This window comes from Aeromonas encheleia, from assembly GCF_900637545.1.
GTDB classification, from domain to species: domain Bacteria; phylum Pseudomonadota; class Gammaproteobacteria; order Enterobacterales; family Aeromonadaceae; genus Aeromonas; species Aeromonas encheleia.
In genome coordinates this window covers 1,591,732-1,618,180 of record NZ_LR134376.1, presented here as the reverse complement: position 1 = coordinate 1,618,180, position 26,449 = coordinate 1,591,732, and the positions used below count along the sequence as shown (strand labels likewise).

Here is a 26,449-nt window from a genome sequence, read left to right as displayed (position 1 = left end):
CCGCTGGCTGGCCGGACGGCTCGCGTCCGGCGATGACGCCTTATTCAGAGATGATCACCTCGTGGATATCCTGTCCCACCGCGCGCAGTTCGGGGCGGTACATGTCCTCCACCTGGGTCGGCGGCACCCGATAACGGCCCGGCGTCACAGCCCGCATCAGGTAGACCAGCTGCTGGTTGCTTCCCTCGCTCAGATCCAGCGCCGCCGTGTAGCGATCGTCTCTGTACTCCTGATGCTTGAGGTAGTCGTTCCACTCGCTCTGCCAGGCCGGTTTGCCTTCGATGCTGAGCTCCTCCAGCTTGATGCTGTTGCCGAGGGCCGGATTTTCCAGCTCGAACCCCGCCGGCAGCATCTCCACCAGCAGGGCGTCGGGCACCGCCTGCTCGCTCGCCACGTTGAGTCGCACCACCACCAGATCGCCGACCCTGACCTTGGCGGGATCGAAACGCTGACCCTCGGCAGTGAACCAGCTGCGGGTCACGCTCATCCCCTGGCTGATGCGCTCGGGCGCCTGCTCCGGGTAGCCTACCAGGGTGCGCTGTACATAAAGGGAGCCCTTGCCCTCGTTGGTGACACGGGTGGCCACCAGCGCCTCGGGCGCCCCTAGCTGCACGCTGGCCTCGCCGGCGAGCGAGCGATTACCACTCGCACCGTCCACCCTGGCCTGCCAGTCGGTGGCGGGATCGGCCTGCGCCAAGCGCAGCAGGGCGAGCCGTTCCTGGGTGCTGAGCCACTGGCGATGGGCCAGCACCTCGGCCAGCCTGGCACTCAGCTCGGGCCAGCGCTCGGCGGCCAGTCGGTGCTGGCGCAGCAGGGCGAGTTCGAGGGCCCCGTCCCGCAGCGGCGAGCCGTAATCCCCCAGATAGTCATCCCCGCGCTCGACGCCGAGCGCCTGGGTCAACGCCTTGGCGGCGCTCTGCTCATCCCCCATGGCCGACAGGGCCAGGGAGAGGTGCAGCAGCGGCAGGCCGGAGCGGGCGTGATCCGCCTGCTGCTCCCAGATGAGGCGCAGGGCGGAGAGCGGTGCCTTGCCCACCCGCGCCAGCACGAAGGCGCTGTAGGCCTGATAGGCCAGGCGGCTGTGCTCGGGGGCACTGCTCCAGCGCTCCCCATACTGGCTGTCGGTGAGGTAGCTCTGCAGGCGGCCCAGCGCCTGATTGAGCATGGCCTCCGGCACTGCCTCGCCGGCCTCCTTGCGGGTCAGCAGGTAGTCGGCGGCATAGGCGGTGAGCCACTGCTCCTCGTCGGAGCGACCATCCCACAGGCCGAAGCCGCCACTCGGCAGCTGCAGCCGTTGCAGACGCTGCAACAGGGCCCGCTGCACCTCGGCTTCGCTCAGCGGTTTCTCTGTCTTGGGCAGATTCTGTGACCAGGCCTCCCGCTCGGCGGCGGTGCTGAGCTGATAGGGCCAGGCGCGCGACAGGGTCTGCTCCAGGCAGGCATAGGGGTATTGCGCCAACGCCTGCCACTGGGCCGCCGGATCCCAGGGCGGGGTACCGGAGAGACTCAGCAGCCCTTGCAGATTGGCGGGATCCAGCCCCGCCAGCTCAGCCGGGGCAAAACTCATCTGCTGCGCCGGCACCAGCATCTGGTAGCGCTGACGCGTCTGCGCCGGCCAGGGGGAGCGCAGCGGCAGCGACCAGTCGCGGCTCACGGCAAAGTCCTTGCCGCTGGCGGCCAGCTGCAGGCGGGCCACCCCGCTCGCCCCGGTCACGGTGAGCGGCAGCGTCAGCCAGCGCTCCTCACCATTCTTGAGGTTGAGGGTCTCGGGCAATTCGCCGCCTGCCTGCAAGCCACCGCTCAGGGTCCAGGCCAGCGACAGGCTCTGATCCTCACCGCTCATGTTGCGCAGCTGCACCAGGGCGCGGGTCTCATCTCCCCTGGCACCGAAGCGCGGCCAGCCTATCTCGGCCACCAGGGGGGCCACCACCTTGACGGCGCGCTCCGCCTGGCCGACCTGCTGCTCGTTCCAGGCCAGCGCCATCAGCGCCAGCTCACCGTTGAAGTTCGGCAGCTCCAGCGGGATGCTCGCCTTGCCCGCCTCATCGAAGCTCACCTCGCCACTCCAGAGCGCGGCGATCTCGACCCGGCTCTCCAGCGCCCCGCCTTTCTTGAGGGCCGGCGCATCGCCACCGTAGCTGAGGCGAGCCAGCTTGCCATCCTGAGGCGGGATCACCTGACCGTAGTTATCGAACAAGTCCTGGGCGAAGCGCTTGCGCCCGAAGAAGATCTCGAACGGATCGAGGGGCTTGTAATCGCTGATGTTGAGCACACCCCGATCCACCGCCGCCAGCACCACCCGGCCCTGACTGTTCGGCGTCGAGGTCACCGCCACCTCGAACCGGGTGAGCGGCACCGCCTTGTCCGGCGCACTCAGGGTGAGCGGCAGGCGACGGGACTCTCTGTCCAGCACCAGGGGCACCAGGCCGACAGATCGCAGACTCTGCACGCTTTTTTGGCTCATTGGCACCGACTCGCTGTCGGGGGCGGCGATCTGCGCCGAGATATGCAGGTCATGACGTTGCCACTCGGGGCTGACGGGGATCTCGAACTCGCCGCGCCCCTCCTTCAACTCGATACGCTGCCACCAGCGCAGGCCGTCGCCATCCTCCACCAACAGCAGCCCCTTGCCGGGACGGGGCGCCACCAGCGTTACCCTGGCCTTGTCGCCGGCCTGGTAGGCCCGCTTGTCGAGACTGATGGCAATCTTGTCCGGTCGCGCCTGCTCGCCACCACCGCCCCAGGCGTAGCTGCCGATCTCTACCCTCAGGCTGGATTGATGGCCCTGGCTGTTTTCCACCTCGAGGCGATACCAGCCAGCGGCCAGTGGCAGGCTGAGCCTGGTCGGCTCCTTGCCATCCAGTTGCAGGCTCTGCTCCTGCTCCAGATAGGGCTGGCTGTTGAATTCATACTTCCACCCCTCCCCACCCGCGTAGTGCCAGTAATAGTCCCGATACTCGTTGATGAGGCGCACCTTCACCTCACCGGCCACCGGCTGGCCCTGCTCATCGAGGTTGAGGATCTGGAAGGGCAGCGGCGCGCCCCCTTCCACCCTGTCTGCCACGAAGTCCGCCTTGAGGGCCGGCCACTGGCTCCCCTCGGGCCAGCCATACTGGGTGCGGCCGCGATTGACCGCACGGCCACCCGGCTCGGACAGAGACACCCGATACGCGACCTCGAGCGGCCCCAGCACGGCCACGCTCTCCAGCTGCTCCCCCAGGGCGACCTGCCCCTGCCCCTTCTCGTCGAGAGTCAGGCTGACGGGTTCCAGCTCCCTGATCTGCTCGCTCAGCAGCACATCCCCCAGGGTGAAGCCCTGCCACTGGGTGAACGGCATGGTGGCGCGACCTATCTTCACCTCCGCCTTGGCCTTGGTGCCGCTGGCGGGGGCGCCGTAGAGGTAATCCCCCTGCAATGGCAGCGTCAGTGCCGCTTCTTGGGTCAGTAGTTCCCCATCCGGTCCACGGCCGAGTTGCAGCTTGAGCCGCTCAGGCAGGAACTCCTCCACCAGGAAGGGCCACTCGAAGCGGCTGCCGGCGGCGGTCTTCAGGGTGATGTTCCAGCGCCCGAGCGGCGCATCCTCCGGCAACCGCAGGCCGTAATGGGCGGCGCCGAGATGATCCGGCAGCAGCCGTTTCTGCTCGAGCAGCTGACCGTCCGGCTGTTTCACCTCCAGCTCCACCGCCATGCCCGGCAGCAACTGGCCATCCTGCCCCTTGAGCAGGATCTCGCTGTCGAGCCGCTCGCCGGGACGATAGAGATCCCGGCCGCTGAACAGATAGAGTTGCTGGGCCTGCCAGGGCTGGGTGCCCAGATCGAAGGAGGAGAGATCGAGGGCGGCGCCGTCGAGACGCAGCACCGCCAGATGGCTGCCCTGCTCCGCCAGCAGCAGACGCGCGCCCTGCACCTGTTCGAAGCGGCGATGGCCCTGAGCGTCCGAGCTTTGCACCTGCAGCCGGTTGCCCTTCTCATCGAGCAGGGAGAGCTGCACATCCTTGAGCGGGGCGGCGCTGGCGAGGGAGCTCACGAAGACTTCCAGCTGATCCGGGTAACGGCGGGCACTGAGCCCCATGTCGCTCACCGCGAAGTAGGTGGTCTCCTTGCGCCAGCGGTAGTCACCGAGGGGCGACATCACCGCAAAATAGACCCCGGCCTCGGCCAGCTGCGGCTCCTTCACGTTGATGAGGCGAGTCTCGCGGCGGTTGGGATCCAGCTCAAGGGCGTAGCGGCCGCTGAACACCCGCTTGGCACGGGCAGTGATCTGTTCCAGCTCCCAGTTGCCCATACCGGCGCCGGGCCTGTATTCGGCGAGAAAGCGCGGCAGATAGTCGGCGTCTACCCGGAAGAAGTCGATGTTGACCTCATCCACGTTGACTCCGTTGATGGGCAGGCGCAGCTCCTGGCGCAGTGGCAGCACCATGCCGCTGGCGGCGAAGGAGGCACCGGCCTCCAGCGGCCGGGTCTTGAGGGTCCAGCTCTGGGGGGCAGGGCCCAGGCCCGCCTTGAGGGTCACCTCATAACTCTTGTTGGGCTGAACCTGCGGGAAGTAGAGGGTGCGGCCATCCTCGGCCAGGATCCAGTCCCCCTGCACCTGCTTGCCCCCCTCCGTCACCCCGAGCCAGGCTTGCCAGCTCGATCTCGGCGCCAGCGGACCGGAGAAGACCAGCGCCAGCGCCGGTGCATCCCGGTACTGGCGGGCATTGGCCTGGCTGATCTCGGTCGGGGCGCCCTCCTCCTGCCGCGCTGCGGGCGCCTGAGCGGTGGGCTCGGGCTTGTCAGGGCCACAGCCTGCCAGGACCAATACCGCCAGCAAGAGCGCAGGCCAGGGGCGCGACAGATGCAAGAGGCGGGAAACGAGGTTGGAATCGGAGAGGTACATAGGTTTGGTCCCGGATTGGGTTGCCGCATTCACGGCATAATGGCCAATAGAATAAGGGATCCGGACCGGGTAACACAAAACCCATTTCGGGGTGATCCGCACCGATAACAGTAAGCATCACCCCATGTTGTTTTTAAACAAGCGAGATTTACACATAATCCATACGAATCTCCTTGTTAGATAACTATTTTATAGTTAATGATGTCCACCAGTTTTCTGAACCCAAGCTAAACTGGGAGCTATAGATCGCTTGTGCCGATTTTGGCTACTCTTTATTCTCTGCGCTCGACTACGGGTCGAGCCCAGAGAAGAGAAGAGATGCACAGCGCGAGGTGGGATAAACACTTAATAATTATGATGTTATCTTGACCCCCACCCTGCAGTGAGACTTATCTGTTCCATGGATGAAAACAGGTGACGAGACTCTACAAAACACTCATCTCCATATTGAAATACTTTCTAGCTTATTTTATTGCGACTGCAGTTATCCGCAGGCCTGGACTTAGTGCTGGTCACGGATGGTTGTGCACTCATTACTGATTGGGATAACACCACAATGGAAAATAACGATCTGTCCGTAGTCGAAAAAAGGTTGGTTGCCAGATTCCTGGATATGTTCATCAAGTTCGGTCTTATCCTGGCATTGGGCTCTTTCTGCTTTACCGTATTCTCCCCCTTCATGAACATGATGTTGTGGGCCCTCATTCTGGCGGTCACCCTCTATCCGCTCCACCAGCGTTTTGCCACGCGGCTCGGTGGAAAACAGGGCAAGGCAGCGACCCTGCTGGTCCTGCTGGGGGTGCTGCTGATCGTCGCGCCGACCGTCGCCATGCTCAGCTCCCTGGGTGACAGCGTCAGCACCCTGGTCGACAAGGTGAACAACAACACCCTGGTGATCCCGGCGCCTTCCGCCAGCATCGCCGAGATCCCGCTGGTGGGTGGAAAAGTGCACGCCATGTGGCTGAAAGCCTCGATGGATCTGCCCAGCCTGATCAACAGCTACCGCCCACAGTTGGGTGATCTCGCCAAGCAGGTGGTGGGCATGCTGGCCAGCATGGGGGGTGGCTTGCTGGGCTTTGTCGCCTCCTTCATCGTGGCTGGCATCATGATGGCCTGGGGTGCTCCGGGCGCAGTCAGTGCCGATCGCATCGCCATGCGCATTACCGATGAACGCAAGGGGCTGGCGCTGACCAAGCTCTGCACCAGCACCATCAGGGCCGTGGCTCAGGGCGTCATCGGGGTGGCCTTCATCCAGGCGCTGCTGGCGGGTATCGTCATGTCACTGGCAGGGATCCCGGGCGTCGGCATCTTCTTCATCCTCGCCCTCATCCTGGGCATCGCCCAGGTGCCTGTCATTCTGATAACGGGTCCGGCCATCGCCTACATGTGGGCGACCGGGGATAACGGTACCGTGGCCAACATCATCTACTCCGTTCTGCTGGTCATCGCAGGGATGGCGGACAACGTGCTCAAGCCGTTGCTGCTTGGCCGTGGGGTCGATGCCCCCATGCCGGTAGTGCTGCTGGGTGCTCTTGGCGGCATGGCAACCAGTGGCATCCTCGGGATGTTTATCGGTGCCACCCTGCTCTCCATCGGTTATCGCATCTTCATGGCCTGGGTCAACGAAGGTCCGGCTGCGGCGGATAAAGTGGCTGCGGATAAATAAACGCATGATCCCCGATCGTTACCTTATGCGCCCCCTGCTCACAGGGGGGGCATGTCTGTTGTTGAGCGCCTGTACCGTGCTCGGCCCAGACTATCAGCCCCCCCAGGTCAAGGAGATGGCGGGCTGGCAAAGCGCCAGCGAGAGCCAGTTCAAGGATTCCCCCCGCGCAGCAGACTATCGCCAGTGGTGGACCCAGTTAAATGATCCCGTGCTGAGCGCCCTGGTCGAGGAGGCCCTGGTCAAGAATCCGGATGTGCGGATCGCCGGTCTGCGCATCCTCGAGGCCCAGGCCCAGCTCGGCATCGCCGAGAGCCTGCTCGGTCCTCAAGCCACGGTCGCCAGCGGGGAATGGCTGCAAGCCGGCCAGACTCGCAACGGCCACAGCACTTCAGGAAGCAGCTATGGCGCCGCCTTCAACCTGGGTTGGGAGCTCGATTTTTGGGGCAAGTTCCAGCGTGGGGTGGAAGCGGCGGATGCCAACTACTTCGCCACCCTGGCGCAGTACGATGACATCCAGGTCCTGATGATCGCCCAGGTGGCCCAGCTCTATGTGAGCATACGGACAGTGGAGGCCCGCCTTGAGATCGCCCACGAGAACGCCCGTATCCAGCAACGCAGCCTGGAGATCACCGAGCGGCTGTTCAAGAGCGGCAACAACGCCGAGCTGGACGTGCAGCAGGCCAAGACCCAATACCTGGGGACCCTCTCCAGCATTCCACAACTCGAAACCAGCCTGCGCCAGAGCCAGAATGCCCTGAGCACCCTGCTCGCCAGGGTGCCAGGTCCGCTCCCCGAGATGCTCCCCGGCACCGGCGTGATCCCGCAGGGCGAGCTCGCGCTGGTCGCCGAGATGCCTGCCGATCTGCTGCGCCGCCGTCCCGACGTGCGGGTGGCGGAGCGGCAGCTGGCCGCCCAGTCGGCGCTGATCGGGGTGGCCGAGACCGAGCTCTATCCCTCCATCACCCTGCTCGGCACCCTGGGGGTGAGCGCCACCGGCGGTGGCAGCGAGACCTTCTCCTGGGCTGCCGGCCCCGCCATCAGCTGGGATCTGCTGGATCGCGGCCGCCTCAGCAATCAGGTGCTGGTGCAAGATGCCCGCTTCCAGCAACTGCACGAACGCTACCGCGACACCGTGTTCCGGGCGGCCCGCGAGGTGGACGACTCCGCCGTGGCCTATGCCAACGGCCAGGATGAGATCGAGCTGTTGGGCCAAACCGGCGCGGCGGCTCGCCGCTCGCTGGATATCGCCAACACCCAGTACCGCGAAGGGATGGCCGACTTCCAGCGAGTACTCGACTCCCAGCGCGCCCTGTTCAACCAGCAGGAACGGCTGGTCAACAGCCGCGGCGCCCGGATGCGCGATCTCATCACTCTCTACAAGGCACTGGGTGGCGGATGGGAACAGGGGCGACAGCGTCCCCTGGTGACGCCAGAAGTCGATGCCCAGTTCAGGACCAACTCAGATTGGGCGCCCCTGCTCGATGCAACTCAGCCCCAGCCCACGGCTCAGAAGGTAAAATAGAATGACTGACAGTTCCGCTTCCCCCGGCCAGGCCAGCCGCCGCTCCACCCTGGGGCTGCTTGGGCTGATCGTCCTCCTGTTGATCTGGTATCTGCTGGCCGATCGGTTGACGCCCTACAGCTCCCAGGCCAGGGTGCAGGCCTTCGTGGTCCCCGTCGCCGCCGAGGTATCGGGCCAGATCCGCCAAGTCTATGTGAAGGACAATCAGGACGTGTCTGCAGGGGCCTCCCTGTTCGAGATCGATCCCGAACCCTACGACATCGCCCTCGCCAAGGCGCGCTCCGACTACCAGACCGTACTCAGCAGCGTCAAGGCGAGCGGTGAAGGCATCAAAGCCGCAGAGGCAAGCCTGCAGGCCATGCGCGCCGCCTATGACAATGCGGCCAAGGATGCCGATCGCCAGGAGCGCCTCTATCGGGAAGATCCGGGTGCCATTTCGGTCCGCCGGCTCGAGGTCGCCCAGGCTACCCGCGAGACGGCCAAGAGCCAGGTGGCCGCGGCCGAGGCCGACGTGCGCCGCGCCATCGAGGCCGCAGGGGTGAACGGTGAGAACAACTCCCAGCTGCTCAGCGCCCGCTCGGCGGTGCACAAGGCGGAGCTGGATCGGAAGAATACCCTGGTGGTGGCGCCCGGTAGCGGCCTCATCACTGACCTGAGTACCGACGTCGGCCAGTTCATCGGCGCCGGCGCACCGGCCATGACCCTGATCGCCATCCACGACGTCTGGATCTCCGCCGATCTGACCGAGAACAACCTGGCCAACATTCAGCCTGACGATGAGGTCGCCATCCTGCTCGACAGCCTGCCCGGCCGCATCTTCAAGGGCAAGGTGCGCAGCATCGGCTACGGGGTGGGTGATGGTCAGAGTCAGCCGGCGGGGTCGCTGCCGACGGTGGACAACAACCGTGACTGGCTGCGCCAGGCCCAACGCTTCCCGGTCAAGGTCGCCTTCACCGAAGACGATCTGCCACCGGTTGCCGCGCTGCGGGTCGGCGGTCAGGCCGACGTGCTGGTCTATGCGGATGAGGGCGGGCTGATGAACCTGTTGGGCGCCCTCTACATTCGCCTGATGAGCCTCTGCTCCTTCCTGTACTGATGAGCCCTATGCATAACGGAGATCGTGCGGTACTCAGGATTGGTGTTGGCATCGCGCTCGCCACCCTGATCTGCTATGGGCTGGCCCTGCCCATGCCACACCTTGGCTGCATCATGGCCTGGGTGGTACTGTGCCGCCCGGGGGAGCCGCTCGCCCTGCGCAAGGGGCTGGTCGGGGGTCTCATGCTGCTCGCCATCATGGTCGGCGGCGTCTTGCTGGTGCCCCTGCTGACCCACTATGCCCTGGCGGCCGTGCTGCTCATCGCCCTGCTGCTCTATCTGCTGATGCAACAGTCGATGGCCGGCAAGGGGGCATCCGCCATGCTACTCATCATGGCCATCACAGTGATCCCGGTGGCGGGCCTCATCGAGCAGACGCTGGCCATCTCCATCGCCCAGATGATGGGGGTGGGGATCCTGATCGGCACCCTGGTCAATCTGCTGAGCCATGCGCTGTTCCCTCCCCAACCCACGACCGCCGCCGCGGGCAAGGCCCCCTCTCGCCCCGATCAGCCGACCCGGCTGGCGATGCGAGCCGTGGTGATAGTGCTGCCGGTCTGGCTGCTGGCACTCGGCAACCCGGCCTTCTACATTCCCGCCGTGATGAAGACGGTGGCGCTGGCGCAGCAGAGCACCTCACTCAACGCCAAGCACGCGGGCAAGGAGCTGGTGCTGTCGACCCTGATGGGTGCCCTGCTGGCCTTTGTACTCTGGATGGGGCTCAGCATCTGGCCCTCTCTGCTGATGCTGGTGCTGATGCTGGGCCTGATGACCCTCTGGCTGGCCAGGCGCCTGGTACGGCTGGTGCCGGGTCGCTTCCCGCCCTCGTTCTGGAGCAATGCCTGGATCACGGCGCTGATCCTGTTTGGTCCGGCCATCGAAGACAGTGCGACCGGCAAAGACGTCTGGCTGGCGGCCGCGATGCGGTGCGGCCTGTATCTGCTGGTGGCCGGTTATGGCTGGTTGTGCATCGTGACCCTGGAGCGCTGGTGGCCTGTTGGCCGACCGGCGGCAGAAACACAGATAGGAGAGTGATATGTTATCCATTTTACTGGTCGGCATCCCCGTTATCCTGGCCAATATGCTGCTGCAATCCGCGGTGTCCGTCGGCGGTATTCGCTTCTACATCAATCACTTCCATGAACGGGAAGGGGTGCTGGCCGGGGTGTTGGCCCTGTTTGGCATCATCATCATAGTGCTGACGGGCAACCTGCTGCAGATCACGCTCTGGGGCGCCCTGTTCCTGTGGCTGGGGGAGTTTGCCACCCTGCAGGAGGCCATCTATCACTCCGGGGTCAACTTTGCCACCCTGGGCTATGGCGACATCGTCATGAGCGCACAGTGGAAGCTGCTTGGCCCGCTGGAGGCGGTCAACGGCGCCCTGATGATCGGCCTGTCCGGCGCCAGCATGCTGGCGGTCCTGCAGCATCACATTCGCAAGCAACTCGGCCAGTAGTGCCACGAATAGCGCCTCTCGCCGGGCGTTCGAAAACATAAAAAAGAGGGGAGCCAATGGCTCCCCTCTCTCATTTCAGGTGGCTTGGGGCCGACCGCTCGCCCGTGCCCCTAACCTCAGCTCGCGGCGATCTGTTCGGTCGCGGTGGCGGAGCCCTTACGCTTGATCTCCCGTACCAGCAGGGTGGAGAGGGCACTAAGGGGCTAATGCCAGAAATGGGCTTCCATTGGAAACCTTTAATCCGTCATCAGATTGGGCGAACACGAGGGGGTGGGTTTCTGATGGCGTGAAATTTCGTTTGGGCCGGTTTTGCAGTATTCTTGCCATCCGACAGTTGTTCAACAGGATAGTGCCAGTTCATGTCGTCTACCGCGCTCAGTCCCCTCCCCTCTGCCAGCCAGGCACCGCTGTTTTTTCGCCTGGACACCCGCAGCCAACGGCTGGTCGCCCTGACCGATGTGATGCAGACCCCGCTCCACTGGCTGGATGAGCCCAGGAGCGCCTGGCCAAGCCAGTTGCCGGATGCCCTGCGCCTGCCCGTCGAGCAACGGCTCGCCAGCGGCCAGGGTGGCAAATTGCTGGTGCGCTTCGCCGATCAGCAGTGGCACATTTCACTTTCCCATGAACAGGACGCCTTCTGGCTCATCTGCCTGCAGACCCAGCGCAATGAGAGTGCCGCCAATCTGGCGTTGCAGTTGCCACGGCTGAGCCAGATGGCCAGCCAGCAGCAATATGCGGCCATGCTGGAAAGCCTCAAAGAATGCCTTGGCGCCGATCGACTGATCCTCTGGCACTACCAGGCCAACGGCCCGCTCGGCAGCGAGCAACTGAGCCCGGTGTTCAGCCTGGGGGTTGATTCTCTCGGTGCCATCCGCGGGGATAGCCGCTATATCCGGGCCCTGCGCACCCGCGGCGCCTTGAGTTTCTCGGAGGCGGCCCATCAGCCCATGCTGAGCCAGCACTATTACCTGGCCGATACCCAGGTCAGCTCCCGCCTGGATGGCGCCCTGCTGGAGCAGGAGAAACTCATCGGGGTACTCAGCCTCGAATATGCCGAGACGACCCAGCTCGGTGAGGAGGTGCTGCAACTGGTGCGCCACTGTGCCCAGCTGCTGGGCCACTGGCAACCGGCACAGGCCGAGCCTGAGCCCTCCCTGTCACTGCCCGCCGAGCTGGCCAGCAAGACCGGCCACGACTACTGCCGCGCCCTGATCGGCTGGGCCATGGCCACCAGCGGGGCCCGCATCGGCTGGCTCGGTGAATATCAGCCGAGGGGGCAGGAGCTTTGGCTGATCCCGCACTGCGTGCACAAGGATGGCGCCTTCGTCTCCCGCAGGCCGGTCAATATCAACCTGGGGCCGGGTCAAGATCTGTTCCTCCATGGCCAGGCGCTCTATGTGGAGGACCTGCCCCTGCGCTACCCGCAGGCGACACGCCTGCTGAAGACCGAGGCCAAGGCCTACGTCGGCATCCCCCTGGCCATCGGCTCGGCCTCTCCGCTTGGCCAGCTCACCCTGTTGCTCGACGCCCCCCTTGCCGACCCCATGCCCCTGCTCGATGCCCTCAACAGCCAGCGTGAACGCGCGGCCATCGAGCTGCAGCGCCTCGCCAGTGACGATGCCCTGCGCCTGGCGGAGGTGGCCTTCAATACCCACGATGGCCTGCTGGTGATGGATGACAACGGCATCATCCTCAAGGTCAATGCCTCCTTCACCCGCATCACCGGCTTTCGGGACGATGAGATGATCGGCCTTCACTTCGAGTCGCTGCGACCCACCTACTATGGCGACAGCCTGAGGGACGAGGTCATCTCGGCCGTGCTCAGGCAGGAGTTCTGGCTGGGCGAGGAGCAGTGCCTGCACAAGAGTGGCCACCTCTTCCCGGTGCGGCTCATGGTGAGCGTGGTCAAGGATGGGGCCGGCGGTATCTCCCATTTCGTCTGCAGCTTCTACGACATCACCGAGGAAAAAGAGGCGGCCCGCCACATCGAGCAGCTCGCCTATTACGATGATCTGTCCGGCCTCTACAACCGGCGCAGCCTGAACGACATCCTGCAGCGCACCCTGCTCGCCCCGAGCGGACAATGGGGCGCCCTGCTGCTGCTGGATCTCGATAACTTCAAGTCGATCAACGACTCCCTCGGCCACGCCTGCGGCGATCTGCTGCTGCGGGCCGTGGTGGAGCGGCTCAAGTCCCTGCCACAGGAGAATCTGGTGCTGGCCCGCACCTCGGGCGACGAGTTCGCGCTGCTGTTCACGACCCTGGGCCAGGGCTATGTCACCGCCAAGATCCTGGCGGAGCACTTCGCCCGCGAGCTGATGGGGATGTTCCGCAACCCGTTCGATATCGACGATCACAAGCTGCACTGCAGCGCCTCGGTGGGGATCAGCCTCTTCTGTGACGAAGACAAGGATCATATGGTCCTGATGCAGCAGGCCGATACCGCCTCCCACATGGCCAAGCGCTCGGGCCAGGGCAGCTATGTCTTCTTCAGCGAGGCCATGGCCGAGAAAGAGAAGAACAAGCTCTCCCTGAACAACCAGTTGCGCGACGCCCTGCGCAACAACGAGCTGGAGTTGCACTATCAGCCCCAGTACCGGGTCGACAACGGCGCGCTCTCCGGCGCAGAGGCCCTGCTGCGCTGGCAGAAGAGCGACGGCACCATGGTGCCCCCCGGTGAGTTCATCCCCATCGCCGAGGAGACCAGCCTCATCCAGGAGATAGGCTACTGGGTGATGAAGACTGCCTGTGCCCAGTACAGTTTCTGGCTCAACCAGGGCCTGGTCATTCCCCATCTGTCGGTCAACGTCAGCGCCCGCCAGTTCCACACCGCCGGTTTCGTGCAGCAGGTGGAGTACATTCTGCGTGATACCGGGGTGCCCCCCTCCCGCCTGCTGCTCGAGGTGACCGAATCAGTGGTGCTGGAAAACCGGCTGGAGAGCATCGCCAAGATCCGCCAGCTCAAGGCTCTCGGCCTCCTGATCTCCATCGATGACTTCGGTACCGGCTATTCATCCCTCGCTTATTTGCGCGATTTGCCAGCCGACGAGGTCAAACTGGATAGAAGCTTCATCCAGACGCTGGTCCACAGCGAACAGGACAGGGCCATCGTCAAGGCGATCCTGGATCTCGCCCAGGTATTTCGCTTTACGGTGACAGCCGAAGGGGTGGAAGATGAGGAGCAGCTCAAGGTGCTCAAGCAGCTGGGCTGCCAGCACTACCAAGGCTTCCTGACCAGTCGCCCGCTCACGGTCAAGGCGCTCGAACGGCTGCTGGGGGTCCCGTCCCCAGACTAAACATGTAGGATTTATAGGGCTTTATGTAATAAAATAACGGCCTGCTCGAATCATTGGAGTCGTCTATGTCAGTCATAAACCGGATCCCTGCCGTTGAAACCAGCGGCTCTGCCGAGAGTTGCGGGGGCACACACCGGAGCCCTGCCGCCAGCGATGCCAGCAGTACCGATGTTATTGGCCGGATCCATTCCGTTGAGACCTGCGGCACGGTCGACGGCCCCGGCATCCGATTTATCGTGTTCATGCAGGGCTGCCTGATGCGCTGCAAGTATTGCCATAACCGGGATACCTGGGACACCCAGGGCGGCCGCGAGGTCACTGTGCCCGAGTTGATGAGCGATCTCACCAGCTATCGCCACTTCATGAATGCCTCCGGCGGCGGCGTCACGGCCTCCGGTGGGGAAGCCATGCTGCAGCAAGAGTTCATCGCCGAGCTGTTTGCCGCCTGCAAGGCGCAGGGGATCCACACCTGCCTCGATACCAATGGCTTCGTGCGCCATTACGACGAGCTGCTCGATCGGGTACTCGACAACACCGATCTGGTGCTGCTCGATATCAAGCAGATCAACGACGACAAGCACATCCCGCTCACCCACGTCAGCAACAAATACACCCTGGAGTTTGCCCGCTATCTGGCGGCAAGGGGCCAGAACATGTGGATCCGCTACGTGGTGGTACCCAGCTGGTCCGACGATGACGAGAGCGCCGAGGGCCTCGGCCAGTTCATCGCCAAGCTGGGGGACTGTGTCGAGAAGGTAGAGCTGCTGCCCTACCATGAACTCGGCAAACACAAGTGGGACGTGCTGGGTGATCACTATGATCTGACCGGGATCAGACCCCCCAGCAAGGAGACCATGGACAGAGTCCAGGGCATCCTCGGCAAGTACCACCCCAACGTTAAATACTGATGACAAAGGGCTGACTCGGAAGGGGCAGCCCTTTTCTTCACCCGGGCCATCCTGTCGATACGCTCGTCTTTCGTTCATCCGCTGAGGATTAGATGCCAAGGAAGATGCCATGACTGAAGGACAAGTCGCCGCCCTCCTGCTCTGGCTGATGCTGCTCATCTTCAGCCTGCGGGGCTCCCTGCTGCGCACCCTGCATGACAACCCCCTCTATCAACACCTCTGTCTGGGCGGTGCCATCGCCCTGGTGCCGCTCTGGACCCTGCGAGCCGGCCTGCATGAGGGGCTGGAGATCCATTTTCTCGGCCTCACCAGCCTGACCCTGTTGCTGGGTTGGCGCCTCGCCCTGCTCGCCCCCTGCCTCACCCTGCTGATCCTCGGCTACTTTGGCATCACCGATCTGGCCGATCTGGGCTGGCAGGCACTGATTGGCATAGGCCTGCCGGTCGCTACCAGCTGGTTGCTGTTTCTGGCGAGCTGGGCCTGGCTGCCCCGCCACCTGTTCGTCTACCTGTTCGTGGCCGCCTTCCTCGGCGGCGCCCTCAGCATCACGGTCAAGATGATCGCCAGCGCCCTGTGGATGGGGCTGGATGCGCGCTACAGCTGGCAGGTGATAGGCGCCGACTATCTCTCCATCTGGCCGCTGCTGCTCTTCCCCGAGGCCCTGCTCAACGGCATGGCCATGACCCTGCTCGCGGTCTACCGCCCCCACTGGGTCAACACCTTCTTCGATCGGGAATATCTGGGGCGCTGACCCCTTATGAAATATGAGACCCACAAAAAAGCCCGCAGCTGCGGGCTTTTTTTATTGTCGTTACACGGAGCGGGGGCGCAGGTGGGCGTGCCAGCGGGTCTCCCACTTCTTGAACAGCCAGACGATGACGAAGGTCAGCAACATGTAGAGCAGGCCGGCGGTCAGGAACGCCTCGAACGGACTGTAGTAGCGGGAGTTGATGATCCGCGCGGCGCCGGTCAGGTCGACGATGGTGATGATGCCCGCCACCGCCGAGCCCTGCAGCATGAAGATCACCTCGTTGCTATAGGCGGGCAGCGCACGGCGGAACGAGTTCGGCAATATGATGCGGGTGAGGGTCTGCCAGCGGGTCATGCCGAAGGCGTTGGCCGCCTCGATCTGCCCCTTGGGCATGTTGAGCACGGCGCCGCGCACTATCTCGGCGGTGTAGGCACCGGTGTTGAGGGTGAACGCCAGCAGGGCACAGAACCAGGCCTCGGAGAACAGCTCCCAGGCGACGCTGTTCTTCAGCCACTCCCACTGGGCGGCGCCGTAGTAGATGATGAACAGCTGCACCAGCAGCGGGGTACCGCGGAAGAAGTAGATATAGGCCCAGATCGGCCCCTTGATCAGCCAGTTGTGACTGTTGCGCAAGATGCCCATGGGCACCGCCAGCGCCAGACCCAACGCGAGGGACGCCGCCACTAGCAGTATGGTGGTGTATAGGCCCTGCCAGTAGGTGGGCCACTCATCGAGAATGATTGAGAAATCCATGGCTTACCTCGTCTTTATCGCATAGTGACGCTCGGCCCACTTGAGCGCCGAGGTGGAGACCGCAGTGAAGATCAGGAAGATCAGGGCCACCGCCATGTAGAAGGTGAATGGCTGCTGGGTCGAGCCCGCCGCCAGGGACGCCTTGCGCACCATGTCATCGAGCCCGATGATGGAGACCAGCGCCGTGGTCTTGAGCAGCACCAGCCAGTTGTTGCCAAAGCCCGGCAGGGCGTGGCGCATCATCTGGGGGAACAGGATCCGCACAAACACCTGGCTAGCGCGCATGCCAAAGGCACGGGCCGCCTCCAGTTCGCCCTTGTCCACCGCCAGGATGGCGCCGCGGAAGGTCTCAGTCATGTAGGCGCCGAAGATGAAGCCGATTGTGGCCACCCCGGCCGCGAAGGGGCTGATGTCGATGTAATCGGGCAGCAGGGAGACCCACTCCTGGTTCGGATTGCTCTCAAGCAGCCAGTTATTGTAGGTCTCGTTGACCCAGGTACAGAGGTTGTTGATCAGCACCTGGCCGCCAAAGAACAGCAGCATCATCAGCACCAGATCGGGGATGCCGCGAATGACGGTGGTGTAGCCGGTGGCGATGCCGCGCGCCCACTTGTAGGGTGAGAGCTTGGCCAGCGCCCCCAGCATGCCGAGCAGCAGGGCCAGCAGCAGTGAGGCCAGCCCCACCTCCAGCGTGACCCAGGCGCCCTCCAGCAGGGAGGTTTCATATCCTTTCAAATCAAACATATGCAGCTCCATCGCAACTAATTGAGTGGGCTCGCCCTTCCCAAGCAGAGGCTCCATATCCTTTCAAATCGACCACATGCAGCTCCATTGCAACTGAGCGGGCCCGTAAACTCCCCTGGGGAGGCCACGGGCCCGAAGACTACAGACGGGGATCAAGCTGTCTGGATGACTCGCCGTGAGCGTCTCATCCTGATCCGTCGTAGACGGCGTTCTTACTCGCCGTAGACGTCGAAGTCGAAGTACTTGTCGTTGATCGCCTTGTACTTGCCGTTGGCGCGCAGGGCCAGGATGGCGGCATTGAATTTATCCTTCAGATCCTTGTCCGCCTTGCGTACCGCGATGCCGGCACCCTCGCCAAACCACTTGGGATCGGTCAGTTTCGGGCCGACGAACTCGAAGGCATCGCCCCCTTCCTTCTTCAGCAGACCGTCGCTGATGGCGGCGGAGTCGGCCATCACATAGTCAACCCGGCCGGATTTCAGATCGAGATAGGCCTCGTCTGCGGTGCCGTAGCGCTTGATGGTGGCGTTGGGGAAGTTGTCGGTGATGTAGGTGTCCATGGAGGTGGCGCGCTGTACGGCGACTGTCTTGCCGTCCATGAAGGCCTTGTCGAGCTGCACTTCGGTGCCTTTCTTGGCGGCGAAACGGGCCGGAATGTGCTGGTACTTCTGGGTGAAGTCCACCTTCTTCTTGCGCTCTTCGGTGATGTCCATGGTGGCGATGATGGCGTCATACTTGCGTGACAGCAGCGCCGGGATGATACCGTCCCAGTCCTGCTTGATCAGGGTACACTTCACCTTCATCTCTTCACACAGGGCGTTGGCGATGTCGATGTCGAAACCTTTCACCTCGCCACTTGGCTCGGTCCAGGAGAAGGGAGGATAGGCCCCTTCCACCCCGATCCGCACCTCTTTCCACTCCTTGGCCATCAGGCTGCCGGAACACAGAGCAGTCACCACGGCGGTCGCCAGCATCAGCTTGTTCATGTATCTCTCCTTGATAAACACGTCGATCGTTGAAAACGAAGATTGTTGAATATTGAAATCCCGCCCATCAATAGATGGAGGAGATGAATTGCTTGAATCGTTCCGACTTGGGATGGGCGAAGATCTCCTTGGGATTGCCCTCCTCCTCCACCTTGCCCTGGTGCAGGAACATCACCTTGTTCGACACGTCGCGGGCAAACGACATCTCGTGAGTGACCACCAGCATGGTGCGCCCCTCTTCGGCCAGCTCACGCATCAGCCCGAGCACCTCTCCCACCAGTTCGGGATCCAGCGCCGAGGTGGGCTCGTCAAACAGCATCACCTCGGGCTCCACCGCCAGGGCGCGGGCGATGGCCGCACGCTGCTGCTGGCCGCCGGAGAGGTGACCGGGATAATAGTCACGCCGCTCCCACAGGCCGACCCGGTTGAGCAGTTGCTCCGCCTTGGCGATGGCCTCGGCACGGGGCACCTTCAGCACCTGGATAGGCACCTCGATGATGTTCTGCATGATGGTCATGTGCGACCAGAGATTGAAGCTTTGAAACACCATGGCCAGCCGGCTGCGAATACGCTCGACCTGCCGCATGTCCTCCGGTAGCCGTTCGCCGGCCCGGTTGGCTTTCATGCGAATCAGCTCACCATGGAGTGATACGGTGCCGGAAGAGGGAGTTTCCAGCAGATTGATACAGCGCAGAAAGGTCGACTTCCCCGAGCCGGAGGAGCCGATCAGGGAGATCACGTCCCCCTTGTGGGCCGTCATGTCGATGCCCTTGAGCACTTCGTGGGTGCCAAAATATTTGTGCAGTTCACGAACTTCCAGTGCGGCAACGTCGCTCATCCATTACAACCTTGTCTGTCCCTAGACGCCGCTACGGCGCGACTCCACCATCGCAAATTTAACAAAAAGTTAACCGATGGCAACCTTCAGCGAAAATATCATTCAGGTAGTTAAAAAACAATACAGAACCGAGGTATTTAGTGGTTTATCTGTATTTTTATTGGCCTTGACGGTATTTTTCAGCACTTTGTCTGCATAAAATCCGCTTTGCGCCACCTCTGAGATACCGCCTTTTTATACCCGGAACGCACCAGTGGCAAGAAGATTCAGCCATTTCAGTCAGAAGCCGTTCAGAGTCACTTTATTCATCCCTGTTCAGTCGAACAAAACGCACTTTTTTCGAAATGGAATTGATTTCATTGGCGATGACGACCCGAGGCCAGGGCACTTCGGGAAGGGGGCTTCGCAATGAAAAGGTAACAATCCGATAAAAAAAGGGCCGAATGAAACATACAAACTCATGGATATATGACTCTTGGCCAATAAGTAGTGGTAATGTGTCGTTTTCCCAGCTTTGTGACCGAGGCCCCAATGTTGCTGAATGTGTTGCTGATCCTGCTGCCGCTGGTGATTGGCTATCTTGTCCCCCTCTCCTCCACCCGGCTCATCAAGCTGATCAATCAGTCCCTCGGCAAGATGGTCTACCTCATCCTGTTTCTGATGGGGCTGGGGCTGGCCTATGTGGAGAACCTCGGCAGCAACCTGGCGGTGATCTTCAAGGTGGCCGGGGTAATGCTGGCCGCCATCACCGCCTGCAATTTGCTGGCGCTCTGGTGGCTGGACAAGCGCAGCCCGCCGACCCATGAGGCACCCGATGCCAGGATGCCGAGCAAGCTGCATCTGTTGTGGGAGTCCCTCCAGCTCTGCTTCGTGGTGCTGGCTGGGGTCGGCCTCGGCCTGCTGGTCGATCTGCGCGCCCTGCCCATCGACAAGTGGAGCGAGTGGGCACTGATGCTGTTGCTGCTGCTCATCGGCATCCAGATGCGCAACTCCGGCATGCGGCTGCGCCAGATCCTGCTCAACCCCTGGGGCATGAAGATAGCCGCCACCGTCATCCTCAGCAGCTGGCTCGGCAGCCTGCTGGCGGCCCAGTTGCTCGACATGCCGTTCAGCCATGCCCTGGCGCTGGCCTCCAGCTTCGGCTGGTATTCGCTGTCGGGCATTCTGGTGGCCGACAAGCTGGGCCCTGTGCTCGGCTCCGCCGCCTTCATCAACGATCTGGGGCGTGAACTCATCGCCATCCTCATCATTCCCATGCTGATGCGCCGTCACCCCTCCGCCGCCATCGGCTATGGCGGCGCCACCGCGCTGGACTTCACCCTGCCGGTGATCCAGAAGTCCGGCGGCATCCAGGTCGTGCCGGTGGCCATCGTCTCCGGCTTCATCCTGAGCCTGCTCGGCCCCATCCTGATACTGGCCTTCCTCGCCATCTGAGCCGGGCCGGCCACGGCCCCTCCCTGCGCCGGCGGATCTGCCAGCTCTATGCCATAGGCAAGGGCCGGCAGATCCGCTAGGCTCAGCCACAGTCACCCTCAGCCACGGTCAACGCCCGCCCCCATGAACTATCTGGCTCACCTGCATCTGGCCGCCCACACCCACAGCTCCCTCACCGGCAATCTGCTGGGGGACTTCGTCAAGGGACCGCTGCCGAGCACCCTGGGCCCCGCCTTTGACGAGGGGATCTGGCTGCATCGCAAGATAGATGCCTTCACCGACGCGCATCCCGAACACAGGGCCGCCGTCGGCTGCTTCGAGGCACCCTGGCGCCGCTTTGGCGGCATCCTGGTCGACATGCTCTACGACCACTGGCTCTGCCTGCACTGGCCGCAATTTACCGCAGAGCCCCTGCCCCGCTTCCTGAGCGAGAGTTATGGCCAACTGCTGGCGGATCACGTCCTGCTGCCGGACGGCCTGCCCCTGCCCCTGCGACGGATGGCGAAGCAGAACTGGATCGCTTCTTACCACAGCAAAGAGGGGCTGACCCGTGCCCTCAACGGCATAGGCCACCGGCTGCGCCGCCCGCTGCCACTGGGGGAGGCGCTCAGCACCCTGGATGAGGCCAAGTGGCGAGCCTGCGAGCAGGGCTTCCTGCGCTTCTACCCCGAGCTGATCCTGTTCAGCGAGCATCAGCTGACGGCCCGTCGCCACGGCGCGCCGGCATAAAAAAACGCCCCATGCGGGGCGTCTTGTCAGGGCTGAAGCTGGCCTATTCGGCCTGATCCTTCTTCTTGCGAATGCTGAGGCCCAGCTCACGACCGCGCAGGCGGGCGTAGTAGATGGTGCCGACGAAGGCGAGCGTAGTGAACACCAACTCCACCACCGCCAGCGCGCGCTCCCCCTCGTCCGTGGTGATCAGGGTCAGGGCATGGAGGAAATAGGGCATCAGCACGAAGTTGCCCCAGGCATGGGTATAAGGGTTACCTTGCGCTATGCCCTTGAGCGGGAACAGCAGCGGCACGGTCCAGATAACCGGCAGTAGCCAGGGGTTGAGCCCAGGGTGGGGCGAGAGCCACAGATGCCACAGGATGACCCAGGCCAGCAGGCCGAAGAAGCCGACCAGGGTCAGCAGGCGGGCGAAGCGAGTGGTCACTTGAGGATCTCCAGCACCTGCTCCGGCGGGCGACCGATGCGGGCCTTGCCATCGCGGATGACGATGGGGCGCTCGATGAGCTTGGGGTGCTGGTGCATGGCGCTAATGAGGGCATCGCCGCTCTGGGCGGCCAGTTCCAACTCCCGATAGAGATCCTCCTTGGTACGCATCAGCTGGCGGGGATCCTCGAACCCGAGCTGCGCCAGCAGGGTCCGAATTTGTGCCTCGCTCGGCGCCTGTTCCAGATAGAGCACCACCTCAGGGGCGATCCCGTGCTGCTCCAGCAGGGCCAGGGTTTCACGGCTCTTGGAGCAGCGCGGGTTGTGGTAAATTTGGGTCTCGCTCATGGTAACTCCCTGATTGAACGCAAGATGGGACAAGAAACGGCGCTATTGTAGGGGAAACGGATGCACAGGGTAAGCGCAAGGGGACTGAAAATGAAACGAATTTGTTGGCTGTTTGTGGCCACTCTGCTGGGGGCCTGTTCGCCGCCCCCCGGCTTCACCGATGCCGCCGGCAAGCAGGTTGCGCTGGCCGAATTCGCCGACAAGCCGCTGCTGGTCAACTACTTCGCCCCCTGGTGCGCCCCCTGCCTGCGGGAGATGCCGCTGCTCGCGGCGCTGCAGCGGGAGGGCAGGATCAGGGTCATCGCCATCAACTATGATCCGGCCTCCCCCGCCGAGCTGACCGAGCTGGCCCAACGCTACCGGATTGCCGTGCCCCTGATGATCCCCCTCGATGAGGCCAGCCTGCCCTTCCCCCGTCCAAGCGCGCTGCCCACCAGCTATCTGCTCGATGAAGAAGGACGGTTGCAAGAGACCCTGCAGGGGGAGCTCGACGAAGCCAAGCTCGCCGCCCTCAGCGCCTGGGCGGCGAGAGGCCAATAGCGGCTCGGCGCTTGTCTCGTCGAGGGCATGTCGGGGGGCACAGGGCTGACCAGAAAGAGAACGGGGCGCACCCTCGCAGGCACACCCCGTTTCATTGTCCGATCCTCTGGCCTATCAGCCCTTCAGGCTGTCCAGATCCTTCTTCGCCCGCTCCAGCTGGGTGATACGGGCCTCGATGCGGGCCAGGGTCAGCTTGTCGCTGGTGGTGCCACGGGCCACGATCAGCTCGTCGATGGCGGCCTGATAATCCCCACGCAGGGAGAGCGTCTCCGCCCTGGCCATGTGCAAATCCGTCATCCGTCCGGCCTTGCGATAGGCATCGGACAGCAGGCTCCAGGCCAGGCTGTTCTCCTCGTGCTCCCGGGCGTAGGGATCCAGGATGGCGATAGACTTCTTGTAGTTCCCCGCCTCCAGATAGGCGTTGCCGAGGTTGACCACCACCACCTCGTTGTCCGGCATGCGGGTGCGGAACCGCTCCAGCCGGGCGATGGCCTGGGCACTGCGCCCCTTGGCGAGATCGATGTCGGTCAGGGCATCCACCATGAACAGGTCTTCGGGATGGCGCGCCGCCAGCTGCTGCATCAGGGCATCGGCCTCGTCGGTGCGCTTGAGCTGCAGCAGCACCAGCGCCTTGCCGTAGAGGGCGGCATCCTTGAGGGGATAATCCCCCTTCTGCAACCGGCTGTCGAAGTAGGTGAGCAGCCCCTGCGGGCTCTCGGTGCCATAGCGCACCTGGATGCGCACCTTGGCCAGCCAGAAATCGAGGCTGGGCGGCAGGGTCCGTAGCCCATAGCTGCTGGCGCGGGAGCGGGCCTCGCTGATCCGGGTCTCGGGCAACGGGTGAGTGAGCAGCATCTCAGGCGGCTTGCTGGCGTAGCGGTACTCGGCCGCCAGCTTCTGGAAGAAGGTGGCCATGCCCATGGGATCGAAACCGGCGTCATACAGGGTCTTCATGCCGATCCGGTCCGCTTCGTATTCGTTGTCGCGGGTGTAGTTGATGGCCGACTGCATCGACAGCCCGAGCGTCGCCTGCAGGGCGGCGATACCGGCGGTGGGGTTGATCACCGCGAGCGCGATGGAACCCACCAGACCGGCCAGGGTCATGGCCGAGCTGCTGGCCTGCGCCTCCATGTAACGGGCGATGTGGCGCTGGGTCACGTGGGTGATTTCGTGGGCCAGCACCGAGGCGAGCTCGCTCTCGCTGTCGGCGTAGAGGAACAGCCCGGTGTGCACCTTGACCCGGCCCCCCAGGAAGGCGGCCGCGTTGATGCTGGGATCGTTGATGAGGAAGAAGGTAAACGGGAAACGCACCCCATCGGCGTTGGTGAGCAGGCGCTGACCGAGATCATCGATGTACTCGCTCAGCACGGGATCGTCGATGATGGGCAGACCCGCCCTGGCGAAACGCATGAAGGCATTGCCATAGCGCACTTCCTGCTCGATGGGCAGGGCTGCGACCCCGGCGGTACCGATGTCGGGCAGCTGGTTGCTCGCCTGGGCATGGAAGGTGGCCCCCATCAGGGAAACCAGCATGGGAAGCGATGCCATCAAGGGGGAAAAACGGGCCACGTTATCTCTATCTCCATCGGAAAGGGCTCTGGCAGAATACCCTTGCCTATCAAGGCTCACAAGCGTTGTTTCATACTGGTATCACGGCCATAATGGCGGCCACTGCGCGCGATGGAGCCTCCCCTTAATATGGAACAGCAATGGGAACAGCTCGACCTGACCCCCTGGCGTTGTCCCGAGCCCCTCATCCGGCTCAAGCTCTGGCTGCGCCGCGCCCAACCCGGCCAATCCCTGCACATCCTGCTGGGAGATCCCGGCTCAAGACAGGACATACCGGCCTGGCTGCGTCGCCAGGGCCATCAGGTTCTGCAACTGCAGGAGTCCGAAGCCTGCCTCTCTTTGCAGCTAGTCGTCGGGGTCATGCCGTCGTCATGATCCCAGTAATGTAAGGAAGCTCCGATGTTAGAAGTCTTGAAGCGCTGGTATCAGACCCGTTTTTCCGATCCGGCTGCCGTCACCCTGTTCCTGCTGCTGGTGTTCTGCTTCGCCGTGCTCTGGCTGTTCGGCGATCTGCTGGCGCCGCTGCTGGTGGCGCTGGTGATGGCCTATCTGCTGGAGTGGCCGGTGATCCGGCTGCAACGGGCCGGGCTCTCCCGCACCCTGGCCACCAGCCTGGTGCTGTTGCTGTTCGTCGCGCTGACCACCATGGCCCTGCTGGGGTTGATCCCGACCCTGGTGAGCCAGGGCATCAACCTGGCCAAGGAGGCGCCCGCCATGCTGGCCCACGCCCAGGACTATGTGCGTGGGCTGCCGGATAAATACCCTGACGTCGTCGACATCAGCCTGGTCGAGACCCTGATCGACAACATCCGCCAACGCATCCTGACCGGCGGCGAACAGCTGGTGAGCGCCTCCCTGAGTTCGCTGGTCAACGTGGTCGCCATCCTGATCTACGTCATCCTGGTGCCGCTGATGGTGTTCTTCATGCTCAAGGACAAGCAGGTGCTGATGGGCAGCCTGCGCCGCTTCCTGCCGCGCAACCGCACCCTGGTCAACCGGGTCTGGGTGGAGATGAACGATCAGATCATCAACTATATCCGTGGCAAGGTGATCGAGATCCTCATCGTCGGAGTGGCCACCTACATCCCCTTCGCCCTGATGGGACTGCGCTACTCGGTGCTGCTGGCGGTGGCGGTCGGCCTGTCTGCGCTCATCCCCTACATCGGGGTCGCGGTGGTGACCATCCCCGTCGCCATGGTGGCCCTGTTCCAGTGGGGGCTGACCCCCGACTTTGCCTGGCTGATGGTGGCCTATCTGGTGGTACAGGGTCTGGATGGCAACCTGCTGGTGCCCCTGCTGTTCTCCGAGGCGGTCAACCTGCACCCGGTCGCCATCATCATCGCCGTGCTGGTGTTCGGCGGCCTGTGGGGCTTCTGGGGGATCTTCTTCGCCATTCCACTCGCGACCCTGGTCAAGGCGGTGCTCAATGCCTGGCCCAAGCGGGACGACTCCATCCCGGTCGCCTAATCATCTTCCTCAGGTTTGCCGCGCAGCCGATCGGTGGCAAGCTATGATAGTGAGGACGCAAGCCCCTCAGAGGCCGGTGATGACCAGTATCGGCCGCTGATGAAAGCACGCTATCATGCTCGGCCAGGCCCCACAGGGATGTGGCCAATACGACCTGTTCACCATGCTTTGGAGAGACGATGACACCAATCCGTCAGCTTGCCGCCACCTGTTCCCTCTTGCTGTTGCTTTCCCCCGTCGCCCGGGCCGAGGTCGATCTCGGCTCACTCGATATCTTCGTGCAGGACAGTCCGACCAGCCCGGTGCCCAAGGGGCTGGTGCTGGGCGGTGCCGTCATCGGCGGCAATGCCCGCTATCAGGGCCAGGACGATACCGCCCTCGCACTGCCCGGTTTCATCTACTTTGGCGAGCAGTTCATGTTCCTCGGGGACAGGGCCCGCTACTACTTCCACAAGGATGACAGCTTCGCCGCCTACGGTTACGGCAGGGTGCGCTTTGGCAACCTGGACCCCGACGATGCCCCCGAGCTGGCGGGCATGGAGGAGCGCGAGTGGGAGCTGGAGGGTGGCGTCGGCGCCAGCCTGATCACCCCCTATGCCCTGCTCAGCACCCGGCTCAGCACGGACGTCACCGGGACCAGCAACGGCCAGGAGCTGCTGCTGTGGGCCGACTTCCCCATACTGCGGGACAAGCTGCTCATCATGCCCGGCATGGGGGTGATGATCCGCAGCAGCAAGCTGGCGAACTACTACTTTGGCGGCGTCTCGGGGAATGAGGCCACGGCCCAGCGTCCCGAGTGGGACACCGGCACCACCTTCTCCCCCATGGCCGCCCTCATCACCAGCTACCGCTTCAGCCCCCACTGGATCGGCATGTTTGCCGCCAACTACGAGTTCTATGACAAAGACGTCGCCAACAGCCCCATAGTCCAGCACGATGGGGAGCTCTACGCCGGCTTCGCCGTGGGTTACATCTGGTAGGCCCCACCGTCGGCCAGCAAAAAGGGAGCCCATGGCTCCCTTTTTTACTGTTATCCCTCAGC

At 63.2% G+C, this 26,449-nt stretch carries 22 protein-coding genes; 14 read left to right on the top strand and 8 right to left on the bottom strand.

What is annotated here, in order from left to right:
- Window positions 1-40 precede the first annotated feature (40 nt).
- Window positions 41-4,879 (bottom strand): alpha-2-macroglobulin family protein, encoded by a 4,839-nt coding sequence (locus tag EL255_RS07705; protein WP_042651505.1) that lies wholly within the window; start codon window positions 4,877-4,879, stop codon window positions 41-43.
- Window positions 4,880-5,492: 613 nt separating this feature from the next.
- Here EL255_RS07705 and EL255_RS07700 point away from each other — a divergent pair.
- From EL255_RS07700 to EL255_RS07665, 8 genes are all read left to right on the top strand, one after another.
- Window positions 5,493-6,545: an AI-2E family transporter gene (locus EL255_RS07700; RefSeq protein WP_232018919.1), complete on the top strand. Its 1,053-nt coding sequence runs from the start codon at window positions 5,493-5,495 to the stop codon at window positions 6,543-6,545.
- Between the two features lie 58 nt (window positions 6,546-6,603).
- Entirely contained in the window at window positions 6,604-8,067 is a 1,464-nt protein-coding gene (locus tag EL255_RS07695; protein WP_232018918.1) for an efflux transporter outer membrane subunit, read from the top strand.
- Window position 8,068: 1 nt separating this feature from the next.
- Window positions 8,069-9,163, top strand: coding sequence for an HlyD family secretion protein (locus tag EL255_RS07690; protein WP_042651502.1), 1,095 nt, complete (start codon window positions 8,069-8,071; stop codon window positions 9,161-9,163).
- 8 nt (window positions 9,164-9,171) lie between these two features.
- The gene (locus EL255_RS07685; protein ID WP_042651501.1) at window positions 9,172-10,197 is read left to right on the top strand and encodes a DUF2955 domain-containing protein; all 1,026 of its coding nucleotides are present in this window, start codon (window positions 9,172-9,174) and stop codon (window positions 10,195-10,197) included.
- A gap of 1 nt (window position 10,198) precedes the next feature.
- Window positions 10,199-10,618: an ion channel gene (locus EL255_RS07680; RefSeq protein ID WP_042651500.1), complete on the top strand. Its 420-nt coding sequence runs from the start codon at window positions 10,199-10,201 to the stop codon at window positions 10,616-10,618.
- A gap of 359 nt (window positions 10,619-10,977) precedes the next feature.
- Window positions 10,978-13,914 (top strand): sensor domain-containing phosphodiesterase, encoded by a 2,937-nt coding sequence (locus tag EL255_RS07675; RefSeq protein ID WP_042651499.1) that lies wholly within the window; start codon window positions 10,978-10,980, stop codon window positions 13,912-13,914.
- Window positions 13,915-13,979: 65 nt separating this feature from the next.
- Window positions 13,980-14,822, top strand: coding sequence for a pyruvate formate lyase 1-activating protein (gene pflA / locus EL255_RS07670; RefSeq protein WP_084228200.1), 843 nt, complete (start codon window positions 13,980-13,982; stop codon window positions 14,820-14,822).
- 109 nt (window positions 14,823-14,931) lie between these two features.
- A complete protein-coding gene (locus EL255_RS07665; protein WP_042651498.1) occupies window positions 14,932-15,573 on the top strand; it encodes an energy-coupling factor ABC transporter permease in 642 nt (213 codons plus the stop codon).
- A 60-nt stretch (window positions 15,574-15,633) separates the two neighbouring features.
- Here EL255_RS07665 and EL255_RS07660 read toward each other — a convergent pair whose 3' ends face one another.
- The 4 genes from EL255_RS07660 to EL255_RS07645 form a co-directional block, all read right to left on the bottom strand.
- Entirely contained in the window at window positions 15,634-16,326 is a 693-nt protein-coding gene (locus EL255_RS07660) for an ABC transporter permease (RefSeq protein ID WP_042651497.1), read from the bottom strand.
- A gap of 3 nt (window positions 16,327-16,329) precedes the next feature.
- Window positions 16,330-17,070 carry an ABC transporter permease gene (locus EL255_RS07655; protein ID WP_042651496.1) on the bottom strand — a complete coding sequence of 247 codons (741 nt, stop codon included), beginning with the start codon at window positions 17,068-17,070 and terminating at the stop codon, window positions 16,330-16,332.
- A 212-nt stretch (window positions 17,071-17,282) separates the two neighbouring features.
- The gene (locus tag EL255_RS07650; protein WP_042651495.1) at window positions 17,283-18,056 is read right to left on the bottom strand and encodes an ABC transporter substrate-binding protein; all 774 of its coding nucleotides are present in this window, start codon (window positions 18,054-18,056) and stop codon (window positions 17,283-17,285) included.
- Window positions 18,057-18,123: 67 nt separating this feature from the next.
- A complete protein-coding gene (locus EL255_RS07645) occupies window positions 18,124-18,894 on the bottom strand; it encodes an ABC transporter ATP-binding protein (protein ID WP_042651494.1) in 771 nt (256 codons plus the stop codon).
- 531 nt (window positions 18,895-19,425) lie between these two features.
- Between EL255_RS07645 and EL255_RS07640 the strand changes: the two genes are divergently transcribed.
- Window positions 19,426-20,328, top strand: coding sequence for a LysO family transporter (locus EL255_RS07640; RefSeq protein WP_042651521.1), 903 nt, complete (start codon window positions 19,426-19,428; stop codon window positions 20,326-20,328).
- Window positions 20,329-20,451: 123 nt separating this feature from the next.
- On the top strand, window positions 20,452-21,057 hold the full coding sequence (locus EL255_RS07635) for an acyl carrier protein phosphodiesterase (protein ID WP_042651493.1): 606 nt from the start codon (window positions 20,452-20,454) through the stop codon (window positions 21,055-21,057).
- A 43-nt stretch (window positions 21,058-21,100) separates the two neighbouring features.
- On the opposite strand, the gene EL255_RS07630 is transcribed toward EL255_RS07635, so the two are convergent.
- Together EL255_RS07630 and arsC are read right to left on the bottom strand one after the other, a co-directional pair.
- Entirely contained in the window at window positions 21,101-21,484 is a 384-nt protein-coding gene (locus EL255_RS07630) for a DUF2069 domain-containing protein (RefSeq protein WP_042651492.1), read from the bottom strand.
- A complete protein-coding gene (gene arsC, locus EL255_RS07625) occupies window positions 21,481-21,831 on the bottom strand; it encodes an arsenate reductase (glutaredoxin) (RefSeq protein ID WP_042651491.1) in 351 nt (116 codons plus the stop codon). Before arsC ends, EL255_RS07630 begins: the two co-directional genes overlap by 4 nt.
- Before the next feature lie 60 nt (window positions 21,832-21,891).
- Here arsC and EL255_RS07620 point away from each other — a divergent pair, with 60 nt between their 5' ends.
- The gene (locus EL255_RS07620) at window positions 21,892-22,371 is read left to right on the top strand and encodes a TlpA family protein disulfide reductase (RefSeq protein ID WP_042651490.1); all 480 of its coding nucleotides are present in this window, start codon (window positions 21,892-21,894) and stop codon (window positions 22,369-22,371) included.
- A 114-nt stretch (window positions 22,372-22,485) separates the two neighbouring features.
- Here EL255_RS07620 and bepA read toward each other — a convergent pair whose 3' ends face one another.
- Window positions 22,486-23,940, bottom strand: a complete 1,455-nt coding sequence (gene bepA / locus EL255_RS07615) for a beta-barrel assembly-enhancing protease (protein ID WP_371317017.1) — start codon at window positions 23,938-23,940, stop codon at window positions 22,486-22,488.
- A gap of 129 nt (window positions 23,941-24,069) precedes the next feature.
- On the opposite strand from bepA, the gene EL255_RS07610 reads away from it, so the two are divergent.
- From EL255_RS07610 to EL255_RS07600, 3 genes are all read left to right on the top strand, one after another.
- On the top strand, window positions 24,070-24,315 hold the full coding sequence (locus tag EL255_RS07610; protein WP_042651488.1) for a sulfurtransferase TusA family protein: 246 nt from the start codon (window positions 24,070-24,072) through the stop codon (window positions 24,313-24,315).
- A gap of 24 nt (window positions 24,316-24,339) precedes the next feature.
- The gene (locus EL255_RS07605) at window positions 24,340-25,407 is read left to right on the top strand and encodes an AI-2E family transporter (RefSeq protein ID WP_042651487.1); all 1,068 of its coding nucleotides are present in this window, start codon (window positions 24,340-24,342) and stop codon (window positions 25,405-25,407) included.
- Window positions 25,408-25,586: 179 nt separating this feature from the next.
- Entirely contained in the window at window positions 25,587-26,387 is an 801-nt protein-coding gene (locus EL255_RS07600; protein ID WP_042651486.1) for a MipA/OmpV family protein, read from the top strand.
- Window positions 26,388-26,449: the final 62 nt, after the last annotated feature.

Bases quoted from the DNA above. Each gene is read 5' to 3' on its own strand.
- EL255_RS07600 (WP_042651486.1), top strand. From the start codon at position 25,587: ATGACACCAATCCGTCAGCTTGCCGCCACCTGTTCCCTCTTGCTGTTG.
- EL255_RS07700 (WP_232018919.1), top strand. From the start codon at position 5,493: ATGTTCATCAAGTTCGGTCTTATCCTGGCATTGGGCTCTTTCTGCTTT.
- EL255_RS07660 (WP_042651497.1), bottom strand. From the start codon at position 16,326: ATGGATTTCTCAATCATTCTCGATGAGTGGCCCACCTACTGGCAGGGC.
- pflA (WP_084228200.1), top strand. From the start codon at position 13,980: ATGTCAGTCATAAACCGGATCCCTGCCGTTGAAACCAGCGGCTCTGCC.
- EL255_RS07610 (WP_042651488.1), top strand. From the start codon at position 24,070: ATGGAACAGCAATGGGAACAGCTCGACCTGACCCCCTGGCGTTGTCCC.
- arsC (WP_042651491.1), bottom strand. From the start codon at position 21,831: ATGAGCGAGACCCAAATTTACCACAACCCGCGCTGCTCCAAGAGCCGT.
- EL255_RS07620 (WP_042651490.1), top strand. From the start codon at position 21,892: ATGCACAGGGTAAGCGCAAGGGGACTGAAAATGAAACGAATTTGTTGG.
- EL255_RS07650 (WP_042651495.1), bottom strand. From the start codon at position 18,056: ATGAACAAGCTGATGCTGGCGACCGCCGTGGTGACTGCTCTGTGTTCC.
- EL255_RS07605 (WP_042651487.1), top strand. From the start codon at position 24,340: ATGTTAGAAGTCTTGAAGCGCTGGTATCAGACCCGTTTTTCCGATCCG.
- EL255_RS07690 (WP_042651502.1), top strand. From the start codon at position 8,069: ATGACTGACAGTTCCGCTTCCCCCGGCCAGGCCAGCCGCCGCTCCACC.
- EL255_RS07685 (WP_042651501.1), top strand. From the start codon at position 9,172: ATGCATAACGGAGATCGTGCGGTACTCAGGATTGGTGTTGGCATCGCG.
- EL255_RS07655 (WP_042651496.1), bottom strand. From the start codon at position 17,070: ATGTTTGATTTGAAAGGATATGAAACCTCCCTGCTGGAGGGCGCCTGG.
- EL255_RS07635 (WP_042651493.1), top strand. From the start codon at position 20,452: ATGAACTATCTGGCTCACCTGCATCTGGCCGCCCACACCCACAGCTCC.
- EL255_RS07705 (WP_042651505.1), bottom strand. From the start codon at position 4,879: ATGTACCTCTCCGATTCCAACCTCGTTTCCCGCCTCTTGCATCTGTCG.
- EL255_RS07675 (WP_042651499.1), top strand. From the start codon at position 10,978: ATGTCGTCTACCGCGCTCAGTCCCCTCCCCTCTGCCAGCCAGGCACCG.
- EL255_RS07665 (WP_042651498.1), top strand. From the start codon at position 14,932: ATGACTGAAGGACAAGTCGCCGCCCTCCTGCTCTGGCTGATGCTGCTC.
- EL255_RS07645 (WP_042651494.1), bottom strand. From the start codon at position 18,894: ATGAGCGACGTTGCCGCACTGGAAGTTCGTGAACTGCACAAATATTTT.
- EL255_RS07640 (WP_042651521.1), top strand. From the start codon at position 19,426: ATGTTGCTGAATGTGTTGCTGATCCTGCTGCCGCTGGTGATTGGCTAT.
- EL255_RS07680 (WP_042651500.1), top strand. From the start codon at position 10,199: ATGTTATCCATTTTACTGGTCGGCATCCCCGTTATCCTGGCCAATATG.